Consider the following 14,297-nt stretch of genomic DNA (forward strand, 5'->3'; position numbering starts at 1 on the left):
AGTGGTCAGGGAAGCGTAGTCGCTGGACGCGTCTTCAGTCCCCTGCGTGCAGATCCCATACCCACACTCCGCCCACCCACTTACCCGGTCGCCCCACCAGCTTGTCCACGGCCTCGCGCAACCGCTCGTCGTACAGCTGCGGACGCAGGACCAGGGCGCCCGCGTGCCAGTACGCGAAGTCCTTGCGGGCCTGCGCCCGCCAGTTCTCCCCGATCGCCGGGACCTTGCCGGTGTAGCGGACGTCGCGCAGCAGGTGGGAGGTGTGGCGGGGGGCCGCGCCGTAGATGCCGACGCGGTCCTCGCCGAAGGGTCCGTTGAAGTAGCCGCCGGGCATCCGGAACCCGAAGCGGGCCGTGCTCTGCCAGCGCAGGGCCTCCGCGTTGCCCGGGTCCGGCAGCGGCACGGGCACCAGGGTCTCCCCGGCCCCGGTGTCGACGTACGACGTCCAGGTGCCGTCCGCGACGAACGCGGGCACCTCGGCGCGCTCGACGGACCTCAGCGGGGCCGGGACGATCGGCAGCAGGGCCAGGGTGACCGCCATGAAGCCCACGTACCGGGTGCCGAGGCTCGGCACGGCGGCGAGCCGTGCGCAGGCGAGCGCCAGCAGCATGCCGAGAACCGGGGCGCAGATCATCGCCACCCGGCCCTCGATGACCGACTCCAGCAGCGGCTTCTCGGCGAGCAGCGCCCACGGGCCGGGCAGTACGAGGTCCGTTCGCGGGAGGCGGATCTTTGGGCCGAGGGAGAGGACGGCTGCGGCGACCGCCGTGCAGGCCAGCGCCTTCACCAGGGCGCGGTCCCACAGGCGTACGACGATGCCGAGGGCCAGGAGGGCCAGCGGCCAGCCGTAGAAGGCGTTCTGTTCGGTGGGGTTGGGGGAGAGGGCCTCCGCCCGTTCCTTGTCGCCCGCGAGGGAGCGTTCGGCGAAGGAGAGGAGCGCGAGCGGGCTGTTGCCGGAGTTGCTTCCGTGCGCGATGTTGCCGTAGCTCTGCGGGCCGAGGAACTGCCAGCTGAGCGGGAGGGCGACGAGAGGGAGCACGACGAGGACCGCGATGCCGAGGCCCTTGAGCAGCGGGCGCCAGGCGTCGCGGGCCACGTCTCGCCGCACCAGCCCGTACGCGACGGCGAACAGCAGCATGCCCATCGCGGCGAGGAGGAGGGCCTCCTCGCCGAGGAAGATCTGATAGGCGGTCATCAGGCCGAGGACGACCCCGTCCCGCTGCGTGCGGGCGCCCGTGCACAGGCGCAGCGCCCGGTCGATGATCAGCGGGATCATGAACAGGACGACGAAGTTCGGGTGCGCGTTGGCGTGGCTGACCATCGGCGGCGCGAAGGCGGCGAGGGCCGCTCCGGCGAAGGCCGCGCCCCGGTGCCGTTCGACCCGCTTCACGATCAGCCAGTACCAGGCGCCGGCGGTGACGGCCAGGCCGAGGGTCATCACCAGGGCCAGGGTGACCGCCGGTCCCAGGGCGAGGGTGACGGGGGCGAGGGGGACCGACAGGCCCAGCATGACCGTGTTGGCCATCAGGTTCACGCCATCGGGGAAGCCCTGGAAGGTGGTGAAGAGGGGGTTGCGGAGATGGACGAGGTTGTCGGCCGTGACCGCGAAGAACCACTCCCACTGGTTCTGGTCCTGGAGGGAGTCGGGCAGATAACGGCCGTTCGGGTCGCGCCAGCGGCCGATGTGCAGGGCCACCGCCATCACCAGGAAGAGGGCGACGGCGAGGACGTCGGCCCGGCGGACCGAACGGGCCCGCAGGAGGGCGAGTTCACCGAGGACCCGGGCGTAGTCGCCCGGCCGGATCTTCGAGCCCGGCTGGTGGGACCAGCGGACGGGGACCTCGGCGACGGGCCAGCCGCTGCGGCGGAAGTACCGCAGGATCTCCACGTCGATGCCGAACCCGTCGAGCCGGGAGGCGGCGAACGCCTCGCGGGCGTGGTCGCCGTCGAACAGCTTGAAACCGCACTGGGTGTCGCGGATGCCGGGCACCGCGACCCCGCGTATGAGCAGGTTCCCGGCCCGCCCGAGCGCCTCGCGCAGCCGGTGCTGGTGGCGGTCGATGGTCGCGCCCGGCGCCTCGCGCGAGCCGATCGCGGCCGTGTACCCGTCGGAGAGCGCCTTGTCGAGCCGCTCCAGCTCCTCGATGGGCGCGGCGAGATCGGCGTCGGTGAGCAGGACCCGGTGGCCGTGCGAGGCGAGGACACCGAGCCGCAGGGCGTGGCCCTTGCCCCGGTTGCGGGGCCCGCCGGAGACGAGCTGGACCCGGGCGTCGCGGGCGGTGACGGCCGCGACGGCCTCGGCCGTGCCGTCCGTCGACCCGTCGTCGACGACGATGACCTCCCAGCGGGCCGCGGCCTCGGTGGCCGCGAGGTGGGCGATGATCGCGTCGAGGGTGGGGGCGAGACGGTCCTCCTCGTTGTACGCGGGGACGACGACGGAGAGGTCGACGCTCAACTGCCCGCCGGCCGCCTTCGGGGCCGTGCCCGGCGTCACGCCGCGTGCCCGCGGGACCGTGCGTGTCCGTCCGCCGCGCGCCTGCGGGGTTGTGGGCATCCGTTCGCCGCCCGCCTCGTGGAGCGTGCTCATCCGTCCGCCAGGCGTTCCACCAGCGTCAGGGACCGCTCGTCGTAACCGGCGATGATCTCCTGCGCGGTCTGCGCGTCCCGGCGGGTGAGGGCGTCGACGAGGTCGGTGTGGTCGGCCCACAGCCGCCCCTTGAGGTCGTCCGTCCAGTCGTTTCCCTGACGCAGGTGCTGGACCGCGCCCACCCAGGACCGGACGCGCAGCCGGTGCAGGAAGTCGGTGAGGTACGGGTTGCCGAACAGGGCGCTCAGCTCGCGCCAGAACCGCAGGTCGTAGCCGATCAGGATGTCCAGGTCCCCGGCCGTCGCGGCGCGCCGCGCCTCCTCGCCGCGCCGCCGGACCCCGGCGAGGGCGGCGGCCGTGCGGGGGTCGACCTTGCGGTCGCCGAGCCGCCGGAACATGCCGTCGGTGACCAGGATGCGGGCCTCGACCATGTTCCGGTAGTCGGCCAGGGAGTACGCGTGGACCTCGAAGCCCCGGTGCTGCACGGCGTCCAGCAGCCCCTGCGCGGACAGGTCCACCAGCGCCTCGCGCACGGGTGTCGCCGAGACGCCGTACTGCTCGGCGATCTCCTTGACCGTGAACTCCTGCCCCGGCTTCAGCCGTCCGGCCAGCACCTCGTCACGGAGCGCGTCCGCGAGCTGTTGCCGCAAGGTGCTACGGGTCACGGCGCCATTGCCGCCGCCGGTGCCGGTGCCGGGCATCGTGGTCTGGATCCCCCATCCGCGTACGCGTACGCATTCTGTGCGTGCTCTCCGAGTTCTCTTACGAGCACGTCACCTTACGCGTTCGGGTGAGGGGGAGGAGTTTTCGCCCTTCTGCTCACACGCCGCTCGGCACCGGGGACGACGACGGCCTCAGACCGTGTGTTCGTCCGCCACCGAGAGGGCCGCGTCGAGGGCGGCGAGCCCCTCCTTGGCCTCGGTCTCCGTGATGTTGCAGGGAGGCACGACGTGGGTGCGGTTCATGTTGATGAAGGGCCACAGACCGTTCGCCTTGGCGGCGGCGCCGAAGGCGAGCATGGGGGCGCCTGCCTCACCGGTCGCGTTGTAGGGGACGAGGGGTTCGCGGGTCTCCTTGTTCTTCACCAGCTCCAGTGCCCAGAACATGCCCGTACCGCGCACCTCGCCGACGCAGGGGTGGCGCTCGGCGAGTTCGCGCAGGGCGGGTTCGACGACAGAGCGGCCGACGGTGGCCGCGTTGGTGACGACGCCCTCCTCCTCCATGACGTTGATCGTCGCGACGGCGGCGGCGCAGGCCAGCGGGTGCCCCGAGTACGTGAGACCGCCGGGGTAGGGGCGCCGGGCGAACGTCTCGGCGACGGCGGGGGAGATGGCGACGCCGCCGAGGGGGACGTAACCGGAGTTCACGCCCTTGGCGAAGGTCATCAGGTCGGGTACGACGTCGAAGAGGTCGGCGGCGAACCAGGTGCCCGTCCGCCCGAAGCCCGCCATGACCTCGTCCAGGACGAACACGATCCCGTACTTGTCGCAGATCTCCCGGACCCCGGCCAGATAGCCCGGCGGCGGGACCATGATCCCGGCCGTGCCCGGGATGGTCTCCAGGATGATCGCGGCGATGGTCGACGGCCCCTCGAAGGTGATCGTCGTCTCCAGGTGCTCCAGCGCGCGGGCGCACTCCTGCTCCTGCGTCTCCGCGTGGAAACGGGAGCGGTAGAGGAACGGCGCCCAGAAGTGCACGACCCCTGCCGTGCCGGTGTCGGAGGCCCAGCGGCGCGGGTCGCCCGTGAGGTTCACGGCCTGCTGGGTGCCTCCGTGGTACGAGCGGTAGGCGGCCAGCACCTTGGGGCGGCCGGTGTGCAGCCGGGCCATGCGGACGGCGTGCTCGACGGCGTCGGCGCCGCCGTTGGTGAAGAAGATCTTGTCCAGGTCGCCGGGCGTGCGCTCGGCGATCAGCCGGGCCGCCTCCGAGCGGGCCTCGACGGCGAACGCCGGGGCGAAGGTCGTCATCGTCGCGGCCTGCTCCTGGATCGCGGCGACGACCTTCGGGTGCTGGTAGCCGATGTTCGTGTAGACGAGGCCGCTGGTGAAGTCGAGGTAGCGCCTGCCGTCGTAGTCCCAGAAGTACGAGCCCTCCGCGCCGGCGACGGCGAGCGGGTCGATGAGTTCCTGCGCGGACCAGGAGTGGAAGACGTGCGCGCGGTCCGCGGCCTTCACCGCGGCGCCGGCCTGGGGGTTCGGCTGAGGGGTCATGGGGGCGAGGGTAGGGGGCGGGGAGGGCGAGGGGGTATTGGCGACGTGTATGGGGCGGGGTGTCGGCGCACGACACAGTGTCGCCCTCTCCGTCGGCCCTCGTGCGCGAGAAGCCCCACCGGGCCGCAGCCGGCCCATACGACCCCTCGTGATTGACAGGAGGCTGTCGAAATGACAGCATGTTGTCAACAAGGGCCGAGGTGCTTCAGGAGGAGCCATGACCGATCGCAAGGCTGTTCATCTCGCCGTGTACGACACCTACGCCGACTGGGAGACCGGCCACACGACCGCCTGGCTCGCCCGGGCCGGACGGCAGATCCGTACGGTCGGGCCGACCCCCGAACCCGTGCGGACGATCGCCGGCGTACGCATCCAGCCGGACGGCGTCCTCGACGACCTGCGCCCGGAGGACAGCTCGCTGCTCATCCTCACCGGCGCTGATCTGTGGGACACCGGCGACGACCTGGCCCCGTTCGCCCGGAAGGCGCGGGAGTTCCTGGAGGCCGGCGTCCCGGTCGCGGCGATCTGCGGAGCGACCGCCGGGCTCGCGCGGGAGGGGCTGCTGGACGACCGGGCCCACACCAGCGCGGCCCCCTTCTACCTGGCCGCCACCGGCTACCAGGGCGGCGAGCGGTACGTCGAGGCGGACGCCGTCACCGACGGGCCGCTCGTCACCGCGGGCCCCACCGAACCCGTCGCCCTCGCCCGCGAGGTCTTCCGCCTCCTCGGCGTCTACGAGGGCGAGGTCCTCGACGCCTGGTACCGCCTCTTCCACGACTCCGACGCGGAGGCGTACGCCGTGCTGGAGGCGGCGGGACGATGAGCCGCGACCAGCAGGACCTCCTCAGCCGCGCGGCCGTCGGGACCTTCCGGTTGAACGGGCAGTTCCTCTCCGCGGCCGAGGAGCTGGCACGCCCGGCCGGGCTGACGGCCGCCTGGTGGCAGGTGCTGGGCGCGGTGCTGCCCGAGCCGCTGCCGGTCGCCGGGATCGCCAGGACCATGGGCATCACCCGGCAGAGCGTCCAGCGGGTCGCCGACCTCCTCGTCGGCCGGGGCCTCGCCGAGTACGTCCCGAACCCGGCCCACCGCCGCGCCAAACTCCTCGCCCCCACCCCCGCCGGCCGTGCCGCGATCGAGCGGATCGAACCCGGCCACGCGGCCCTGGCCGCCCGTCTCGCCAAGGCGCTGGGCGAGGAGGAGTTCGCGGAGACCGTACGGCTGCTCGAACGGCTGTCGGGTGCGCTGGACCGGCTCGCGACCTCACCGAAGGCCGACGCGGCGGGGCCCGCTCCGGCCGCTGTTACGGAACCGTAGACACCGCTCCATCCGCCTCCCCGTGCCGCCGCACTACGATCGGTCCGTTGCGCACGTACGCGACGTACCCGTACGTACGCGTACACATATGCAGGGGGAGACGGGGGACGGTGGCCATGGAGAAGCTCGGGCCCGGGGATCCGCAACGTATCGGGGCGTACCGGCTGCTGGCGCGGCTGGGGTCGGGCGGCATGGGGAACGTGTACCTGGCCCGGTCCGAGCGCGGCCGTACCGTCGCCGTGAAACTGGTGCGGCAGGAGCTGGCGGAACAGGAGGAGTTCCGGGCCCGGTTCCGGCAGGAGGTGCAGGCCGCACGGCAGGTGGGCGGGTACTGGACCGCGCCGGTGCTGGACGCGGACACCGAGGCGGGCATCCCGTGGGTCGCCACCGGCTATGTCGCCGGACCGTCCCTGCAGACCGTGGTCGGGCGGGATCACGGGGCGCTGCCCGAGCGGTCCGTACGGATCCTCGCGGCGGGCCTCGCGCACGCGCTGGAGGACATCCACGCGGCCGGCCTCATCCACCGCGACCTCAAGCCGTCCAACGTGCTGGTGACCATCGACGGGCCGCGCGTCATCGACTTCGGCATCGCGCGGGCGCTGGAGACCGTCACGGACGGCGGGCTCACGCGCACCGGCGCGCTCGTCGGCTCGCCGGGCTTCATGGCTCCCGAACAGGTGCGCGGCGACCGCATCACCCCGGCCTGCGACGTCTTCTGCCTCGGCTCCGTCCTCTCCTACGCCGCCACCGGCAACCTCCCCTTCGGCGCCGCCAACTCCGGTGTCCACGCCCTGATGTTCCGCATCGCCGAGGAGGAACCGGATCTGGAGGGGCTGCCGGAGGGCCTGTACGACGTCGTCCGCGAGTGTCTGCGCAAGGACCCCGCCGCCCGCCCGACCCTCGCCCAGATCCTGCAGCGCACCGGCGCCGAGGACACCGTCTTCGCGGGCCGGTCGCGGGATCCCTGGCTGCCGAGCGCCCTGGTGGCCCAACTCGGGCGCCACGCGGTCCAGTTGCTGGACGCCGAGGACCCGGAGGAGCCGCCGGGGGGCGGTACGGGGGCGCCGGAGGACGCGGCGGCCGAGGGCGGGGCGGGAGAGCCGGCGGACGGTGGTGGCCCGCAGGCGCCCGATCCCGCCGGGCAGCCGGCCGGGGCTGCTGCCCCGACACCGGCCCCGGCCGTTCCCGCGCCCCCGGCCCCGACCGCTCCCGCGCTCCCGCCGTCGACCCCGCCCGTGTACCCGCTGGGCGCACCCGACGCTCCGTACGGCGGGTCCGCCGCCGCGTCCCCCGGCGCCGGCGGGGCGGCGACCCCGCCCGGACATCCGGCAGCCGCCCCCGAGACGCCCGGTCCGCCCTCGCCGGGCGCGCCGGGCGCCTCGCCCCTGGACCGGATGCCGACGCAGATCGCGGGGACGGGGGCCGGTGCGCAGCCGCCACCGCCCAGCGCCCCGCCGGGCCCCGCGCCCGCCGGGTACGGCTTCCCGCAGCAGTACACCCAGCAACCCGCCGGCGGGTACGGGCATCAGCCCGCCGCCCCCGGTTACGGCTACCCGCAGAGCGCGCCGTACGGGGCGTACGGGCAGGCGCCCTACGGCGGCGGGCAGGGCGCCGGTGCGGCAGCGGGGCTCGGCCCGACCCCGCCGTACGGACCGAACCCCGTCCACGGGCCCGGGCCCGGGACGCCCCCGGCCGGGCACCCCGAACCGCAGCGCGGAAGCCGGCGCTCCTCCGTGCTCCTCGTCGCCGTCGCGCTGGTCGTCGCGCTCGGTGCGGGCGGCTCGGTGTACGCGCTGATGACGAAGGACGACGACGGGGGCAAGGAGAACGACGCGAAGGGCGGGCCGACGACGAGCGCGCCCGAGACGCCGGGGCCGTCGTCGCCCGAGCCGACGGATCCGGGGACCTCGCCCGAGGAGACCACCGAGTCGCCGGCCGCCGGGACGGTCCCGGAGGGCTTTGTCGGCACCTGGAACGCCGGCATCGGCGGTACCGGGGGCGACACCCGGCAACTCGTCATCCAGCAGGGCGAGGTCGGCGACACGGTGCTGTCTCTGACGGCGGACGGGCCGCTCGAAGGCGGCGGCACGTACCACTGCGTGTTCGAGGCGGCGCTGACGGAGGAGCCGGGGGACGACGGGCCGCTCCGGATCGGGCCCTCCACCGTCTCCACCGGCGAACCGGCCACGTCCTGCTCCCCGGGCGCGGCGACCACGGTCACCCTGCTGCCCGACGGCCGGCTGCGCCGCGTCGACACGGCGGGCAAGTCGGTCACCTACACGAAGGCGGACTGAGCGGCCCGCCGCCCGGGGGCTCCGGCTCGGTGCGACGTCGGGTGCGGGCACGATAGGTCTTCCAGGGGCGCGGGGAACTGCGCGAGAAGCCCCCACTCACCCGCACCCGACAACGCACCGACCACCCCCCACCCGCCCCGGCTCCGCCGCTACCGCGCCTCCGGCGGCCGCTGCCGAGGCATGTTCGGCCGCGCCCCCGGCGGCATCGGCACCCGCCCGTTCCCGTTCGCCTCGGGACGCCCCACGCTCCCCCCGGCCTGCACACCGAGCGGAGCCGACCCCGTCCGGAACTCCACCATCCAGTCCGCCGTCTCCGCCCGCACCAGCTCCGTGACGTCCTCGGAGAACCGCCGCAGCACCCCGAGGCACCGCTCCGCGGCCTCCCCGGCCGTCCCCTCCGCAGGCCCCAGCACCTCCCGCGCGCTCTCGGACGCCCAGTCGAACCGCAGCATCTGCAGCCGCCGCTGCACCGCCTGGGCCGTGGCGACGTCCCGCATCCACCCGGACGTGACGCCGAAGAACCGGTCCACCCCGACACACGCCACACAGGACAGCAGCGCGAGATACCCCCAGGGAGCCACCCCGCCCACCGCCCCCGTGAGGTCGAGCAGTGGCAGCGCGGCCCCGGCGAGCGCCCCCGCCGCCGCCCCGATCCGCAGGACCCGCGCCGCCACCCGTTTCCACACCCGGTCCGCGAGATACCACGCCGCGGTCTCCAGCGCCGCCCGCTCGACCCAGTGGTACAGCTCCTCCAGCCGCTCCGCCGGCGCCCCCCAGTCCCCCTGCGGAAACGGCCGCCCGGCCAGATCCCCCGCCCACGGCCCGGCCGCCGACGTCCACGGCTCCGCCCACAGCCCGGACCCCTCACCCCGCCCGTCCTGGGTTCCCCCCTCGGGCTGCATCTCCGGCTGGCTCACCAGGCACTCCCTACGTACGTACGGCGCTCACGCACCACCCTGACGCGGCCGGACCCTTCCTACCGCCCAATGGGTGGCGAAGATGGTGTTTTCACCGCTTATCCCCTGGAAGATGCCCTTGATCAGATATACGAATCCCCGCTGACTCACTCGAAAGAGTGGCGCGGCACAGGCCGTGCCGACCACGTAGGCTCGTGACGACCGTAAGAACGTGAACGGCGACGTCCGTTCGTACTCGTGCGAGGGAGCTGAACGTGATCCCCGGTGGTGGCCAGCCCAATATGCAGCAGCTGCTCCAGCAGGCCCAGAAGATGCAGCAGGACCTGGCGAGGGCACAGGAGGAGCTCGCGCGGACGGAGGTCGACGGCCAGGCGGGCGGCGGCCTGGTGCGTGCCACCGTCACCGGCTCCGGCGAGCTGCGCGGCCTGAAGATCGACCCCAAGGCGGTGGACCCGGAGGACACCGAGACCCTCGCCGACCTGATCGTCGCGGCCGTCCAGGCGGCCAACGAGAACGCCCAGACCCTCCAGCAGCAGAAACTGGGTCCCCTCGCCCAGGGTCTGGGCGGTGGTGGCGCGGGCATTCCCGGCCTGCCCTTCTGAGCGCCTGCGCGACCCACTCCGACCCCATCCGTGCCCGGTACCGCCTTCCTCGGAGCGGCGGCGGCCGACTACGGTACGTACTGAAAGACACCAGGAAGGACGGCAGTCCGTGTACGAAGGCGTGGTCCAGGACCTCATCGACGAGCTGGGGCGGCTGCCCGGCGTCGGTCCCAAGAGCGCGCAGCGGATCGCCTTCCACATCCTGCAGGCGGAGCCGACGGACGTACGGCGCCTCGCGCACGCCCTCCTCGAAGTGAAGGCGAAGGTCCGTTTCTGCGCGACCTGCGGCAATGTCGCGCAGGAGGAGCTGTGCAACATCTGCCGCGACCCGCGCCGCGACCGGACGGTCATCTGTGTCGTCGAGGAGCCCAAGGACGTCGTCGCGATCGAACGCACCCGCGAGTTCCGGGGCCGGTACCACGTCCTCGGCGGCGCGATCAGCCCGATCGAGGGCGTCGGCCCCGACGACCTGCGCATACGGGAGCTGCTGGCCCGCCTGGCCGACGGTACGGTCACCGAGCTGATCCTGGCCACGGACCCCAATCTCGAAGGCGAGGCCACGGCCACGTACCTCGCCCGCATGATCAAACCCATGGGCCTCAAGGTCACCCGCCTGGCCAGCGGCCTCCCGGTGGGCGGCGACCTGGAATACGCGGACGAGGTGACCCTCGGCCGCGCCTTCGAGGGGAGACGATTGCTGGATGTCTGACGCCACGCTGCACGCGACGGACCTGAACCCGGACGACTTCGCGGTCCAGATCGCGGACCAGATCGAGAGCTTCCTGGTCGCTGTCACCGAGGTGGCCAAGGGCGACGAGCCGGACTCGGCCGTCCCCTTCCTCCTGCTGGAGGTGTCCCAGCTGCTCCTGGCCGGCGGCCGTCTCGGCGCGCACGAGGACATCGTGCCCGACGAGCGCTACGAGCCCGACCCGGGCCCCGAGACGGACGTCGACGAGCTGCGCGAACGCCTCGCCCTGATGCTGGAGCCGGTCGACGTCTACTCCGAGGTCTTCGACCCCTACGAGCCCCGCAAGGCGCCGGTCCCCGCCCGGATCTCCGACGACCTCGCCGACGTCATCGCCGACCTCCGCCACGGCATGGTCCACTACCGCGCCGGCCGCACCAGCGAGGCCCTGTGGTGGTGGCAGTTCTCCTACTTCTCCAACTGGGGCTCCACCGCCTCGGCGACCCTGCGGGCCCTGCAGTCCCTGGTCGCCCACGTCCGCCTCAACCAGCCCCTCGCCGAGCTGGACGGCCTCGACACCGACCAGGAACTGATGGGCGACGAGACCCTGGAGTTCGAGGCGGGCCAGGTCATGGCGGAGGAGATCGCGCGGCCGCTGGGGCTGCGGAAGGTCAAGTAGCCCGACAGACCGGCCGAGTTCCGTCCGGCGCCGGACGGGACCCGATCACGTCCCCGTGTCCGTGGAAGGACTCCTGCACGTGTGCGTACCGGCGGTAGCGTAGGAACCGTCGTCGTACCACTCCCTCTCGCGCCCTCCCGACAGGAACCGGACCCAGTGACGTGACCGTTCTCCTGCTCCTTCTCGCCGCCGTGGCCGTGACCGCCGCGGTGCTGGGCCCCCGCACCCTGCTGACGGCGAGGTGGCCCGAGCGGGAACCCGTGGTCGCGCTGTGGGCGTGGCAGTGCCTGGTGGCGGCGGCGCTGCTGAGCTGCCTCGCGGCGCTCGTGCTGGGCGCGGCGGCGGTGTTCGAGACGGTCCGCACGCGCGCCTTCGCGCCCGCGCCCCCGGCTGTGACCGCCGCGTACGACCTCACCGCCGCACCGCCCTGGACGGCCGTACTGACGCTGGCGCTGGCCCTCGGGGCGGCGTGGAGCGGTGCGATGCTGGCCCGGGAACTGGTCGAGGCCCGGCGCCGCCGGCACCTGCGCCGGGCGCATCTGCGCGAGCGCGCCCCCGACCTGCCGGCGGGTCTGCCGCAGACGAAGGGGCCGCTGCTGGTCCTGGAGGACGAGTACCCGGACGCGTGGCTGATGCCGGGCGCCCCGCCCCAACTGGTCGTCACCACCGGCGCGTTGGGCAAGCTGAGCGACCGCCAGCTGGACGCCGTGCTCGCCCACGAACTCGGTCACGCCCGCGCCCGCCACGACTGGCTGCTCCACCTGTCCACCGCCCTCGCCACGGGTTTCCCGCGCGTCCCCCTCTTCGCCCACTTCGCCGACCAGACCCACCGCCTCGTCGAACTCGCCGCCGACGACACCGCCTCCCGCCGCTGCGGTCACCTGACCACGGCCCTGGCCCTGATCGAACTCAACCAGCACCGGGGCGTGTTGAGCTGCTCCAACACCCGCCGCCTGCTGGGCGACCGGGTCGAGCGGCTGCTGGAGCCGCCGCCCCGCCTGGATCGCACCCGCCGCGCGGCCACCACCACGGCCGCCGCGCTCCTCGCCCTCCTCCCGCTCCTCATCGCGTTCGCGCCGGCGCTCGGGACGCTCTAGTCGGTCCGCTGGTCGGTCCGCTGGTCCGTCTGCTGTTCCTGGAGGAAGTCCAGGAGCACGGCGGTGAGTTCGGCCGGGGCGTCCTCCTGGACGACGTGCCCCGCACCGGCGATCGGCTCGAAGCGCGCGCCGGGGACGAGACCGGCCAGCTGCCGCCCCTTCGCCAGCGGAATCCACCCGTCCTCCTCGCCCCAGCACACCAGCGTCGGTATGGCGATCTCTCCGTACCGCCCCTGGATCTCGTCCGTGTGGGCCTGGTCCGCCTGGGCGATCTGCCGGTAGAAGGCGGGCTGCCCGTGTTCGCCGAGCCACGGCTGGACGAGCCGGTCGAGGACGGTCGGGTGCAGGCCGGGGCCGCCGGTGGAGGCGACGTACTCCCGCACGAGGGCCCGGTGCAGCGCGGGCGGCAGCTGTTCGAAGACCTCCGCATGACGGCCCAGCAGCCGGAACGAGGGCGTACCCCACGGGGCGAGCGCCACCGGGTCGACGAGGGCCAGCGCGCGGTAGCGGGCCCCGTGCAGCAGGTGGGCCCGCAGGGAGACGGCCCCGCCGAAGTCGTGCGCGACCACGAAGGGCTCCTCCAGCCCCCAGTGCGCCAGCAGTTCGGCGAAGACCCGTCCCTGCGCGGCCAGGGACACGTCCTGGCCGGTGTGCATGTCCGACTCCCCGTACCCGGGCATGTCCCACACGAACACCTGGTACCGGTCGGTGTCGGCCAGCGCCTGGGCGATGCCGCGCCAGACGTAGGAGGAGAAGGGGGTGCCGTGGCAGAGCACGACCGGTTCCTGCCCGGCCTCCCCGATCGTGCCCCACCGCACGGCCCCCGACGCACTACGGAAAGTCTCAGTCAGCAGCACTTCGCTCATGGCTGTCTGTTACCCCACGGAACGCCGTCGTCACTGCGGTGAGCAGTGACTCCGTTTCCACGTACGGAGTTTGAGGCGTCGGCTCGGGGTCAGCGCAGCGGATACGTGTTGCCGTCGAGGGCGGGGATGCCGACGTAGGTGACCCTGCGCATGTTCGCGGAGTTCAGCCCGAAGCGCTGCACACCCGGCAGCCACGCGTGTCCGTGCACCGTCCCCGGCCGCAGCAGGAAGTACACCCACCGGAACCCGGCCTGCTCGACAACGACCGGCCCGGCGTCCCCGTCGGTCACCTCGACCAGCCTCCTCGCCACCAGTTCCCCGCGCCCGCCCTCGATCCGTACGGCGTCGAAGTGACCCGTCACTCTCCGTGCTTTGGCTGGCCCCTGGCCGCCCCCTGTACGTCTCCTGCACGGCCCCTAACCGGCGTCACGCGAATCTGGAGTCACTTCCACCGCACACGAAGCGGAGGCAGTAACACCCCGACTTCGCACAGGAGATCGCGATGACCCGCAAGAACCGCATACGCGCCGCCATCGTCACCGCCACCGCTCTCGTCACCGCCGCCACGGTCACCGCCGGGGTCGGCATGGCCGGCGCCGAGGCCGCGCCGAAGAAGCCCTCCAAGAAGGAGATCGCGGCCCTCTTCGACGGCTGGAACAAGACGCTGCAGACCGGCGACTCCAAGAAGGTGGCGGACCGCTACGCGAAGGACGCGGTGCTCCTGCCGACCGTCTCCAACAAGATCCGCACCGACCGCGCCGGCCTCGTCGACTACTTCGACCACTTCCTGGAGAACAAGCCGGTCGGCAAGAAGACCAAGACGATCATCAACGTCCTGGACAGCAACTCCGCCATCGACACCGGCTCGTACTACTTCATCCTCACCGACCCCAAGACCGGCGAGAAGCGGCGCGTCGACGCCCGCTACACCTACGAGTACGAGAAGCGCAACGGCGTGTGGAAGATCGTGAATCACCACTCGTCGATGATGCCCGAGGGCTGATCGGCAGCCGGCCCCCCAGTCGTGGCTGGGCCATACCCCCCGG

General features: G+C 72.9%; 14 protein-coding genes. 8 read left to right on the top strand and 6 right to left on the bottom strand.

The annotated features are described in order from the left end of the window. Positions 1-34: 34 nt before the first annotated feature. The 3 genes from STRBO_RS0102310 to STRBO_RS0102320 all read right to left on the bottom strand — a co-directional run bounded on the left by STRBO_RS0102310 (position 35) and on the right by STRBO_RS0102320 (position 4,797). On the bottom strand, positions 35-2,587 hold the full coding sequence (locus tag STRBO_RS0102310; RefSeq protein ID WP_020113712.1) for a dolichyl-phosphate beta-glucosyltransferase: 2,553 nt from the start codon (positions 2,585-2,587) through the stop codon (positions 35-37). Further along, positions 2,584-3,288, bottom strand: a complete 705-nt coding sequence (locus STRBO_RS0102315) for a GntR family transcriptional regulator (protein ID WP_005483766.1) — start codon at positions 3,286-3,288, stop codon at positions 2,584-2,586. The genes STRBO_RS0102310 and STRBO_RS0102315 overlap by 4 nt, the downstream gene beginning before the upstream one ends. A 153-nt stretch (positions 3,289-3,441) precedes the next feature. Then, positions 3,442-4,797, bottom strand: coding sequence for an aspartate aminotransferase family protein (locus STRBO_RS0102320; protein ID WP_005483768.1), 1,356 nt, complete (start codon positions 4,795-4,797; stop codon positions 3,442-3,444). Positions 4,798-5,014: 217 nt separating this feature from the next. On the opposite strand from STRBO_RS0102320, the gene STRBO_RS0102325 reads away from it, so the two are divergent. The 3 genes from STRBO_RS0102325 to STRBO_RS0102335 all read left to right on the top strand — a co-directional run bounded on the left by STRBO_RS0102325 (position 5,015) and on the right by STRBO_RS0102335 (position 8,405). Continuing rightward, on the top strand, positions 5,015-5,620 hold the full coding sequence (locus STRBO_RS0102325; protein WP_005483769.1) for a type 1 glutamine amidotransferase family protein: 606 nt from the start codon (positions 5,015-5,017) through the stop codon (positions 5,618-5,620). Beyond that, positions 5,617-6,111: a MarR family winged helix-turn-helix transcriptional regulator gene (locus tag STRBO_RS0102330; protein WP_005483770.1), complete on the top strand. Its 495-nt coding sequence runs from the start codon at positions 5,617-5,619 to the stop codon at positions 6,109-6,111. The genes STRBO_RS0102325 and STRBO_RS0102330 overlap by 4 nt, the downstream gene beginning before the upstream one ends. A 116-nt stretch (positions 6,112-6,227) precedes the next feature. Beyond that, entirely contained in the window at positions 6,228-8,405 is a 2,178-nt protein-coding gene (locus STRBO_RS0102335; RefSeq protein ID WP_020113714.1) for a serine/threonine-protein kinase, read from the top strand. Between the two features lie 149 nt (positions 8,406-8,554). On the opposite strand, the gene STRBO_RS0102340 is transcribed toward STRBO_RS0102335, so the two are convergent. Continuing rightward, positions 8,555-9,322, bottom strand: coding sequence for an SLATT domain-containing protein (locus tag STRBO_RS0102340; RefSeq protein ID WP_020113715.1), 768 nt, complete (start codon positions 9,320-9,322; stop codon positions 8,555-8,557). A gap of 254 nt (positions 9,323-9,576) precedes the next feature. On the opposite strand from STRBO_RS0102340, the gene STRBO_RS0102345 reads away from it, so the two are divergent. The 4 genes from STRBO_RS0102345 (at position 9,577) to STRBO_RS0102360 (ending at position 12,385) form a co-directional block, all read left to right on the top strand. After that, on the top strand, positions 9,577-9,924 hold the full coding sequence (locus STRBO_RS0102345) for a YbaB/EbfC family nucleoid-associated protein (protein ID WP_028796424.1): 348 nt from the start codon (positions 9,577-9,579) through the stop codon (positions 9,922-9,924). A 109-nt stretch (positions 9,925-10,033) separates the two neighbouring features. After that, positions 10,034-10,633: a recombination mediator RecR gene (gene recR, locus STRBO_RS0102350; protein WP_005483776.1), complete on the top strand. Its 600-nt coding sequence runs from the start codon at positions 10,034-10,036 to the stop codon at positions 10,631-10,633. Continuing rightward, positions 10,626-11,288, top strand: coding sequence for a DUF5063 domain-containing protein (locus tag STRBO_RS0102355; protein ID WP_005483777.1), 663 nt, complete (start codon positions 10,626-10,628; stop codon positions 11,286-11,288). The genes recR and STRBO_RS0102355 overlap by 8 nt, the downstream gene beginning before the upstream one ends. A 161-nt stretch (positions 11,289-11,449) precedes the next feature. Next, positions 11,450-12,385, top strand: coding sequence for a M56 family metallopeptidase (locus tag STRBO_RS0102360; RefSeq protein ID WP_005483778.1), 936 nt, complete (start codon positions 11,450-11,452; stop codon positions 12,383-12,385). Here STRBO_RS0102360 and STRBO_RS0102365 read toward each other — a convergent pair. Next, entirely contained in the window at positions 12,382-13,251 is an 870-nt protein-coding gene (locus STRBO_RS0102365) for an alpha/beta fold hydrolase (RefSeq protein WP_037626938.1), read from the bottom strand. The two genes, STRBO_RS0102360 and STRBO_RS0102365, sit on opposite strands and share 4 nt — an antisense overlap. 89 nt (positions 13,252-13,340) lie before the next feature. Next, positions 13,341-13,613: a hypothetical protein gene (locus tag STRBO_RS0102370; protein ID WP_005483780.1), complete on the bottom strand. Its 273-nt coding sequence runs from the start codon at positions 13,611-13,613 to the stop codon at positions 13,341-13,343. Between the two features lie 140 nt (positions 13,614-13,753). On the opposite strand from STRBO_RS0102370, the gene STRBO_RS0102375 reads away from it, so the two are divergent. Then, positions 13,754-14,254, top strand: coding sequence for an SgcJ/EcaC family oxidoreductase (locus STRBO_RS0102375; RefSeq protein ID WP_005483781.1), 501 nt, complete (start codon positions 13,754-13,756; stop codon positions 14,252-14,254). The last annotated feature ends 43 nt before the right edge of the window (positions 14,255-14,297 follow it).

Source organism: Streptomyces bottropensis ATCC 25435 (assembly GCF_000383595.1).
In the GTDB taxonomy this organism is placed as follows: domain Bacteria; phylum Actinomycetota; class Actinomycetes; order Streptomycetales; family Streptomycetaceae; genus Streptomyces; species Streptomyces bottropensis.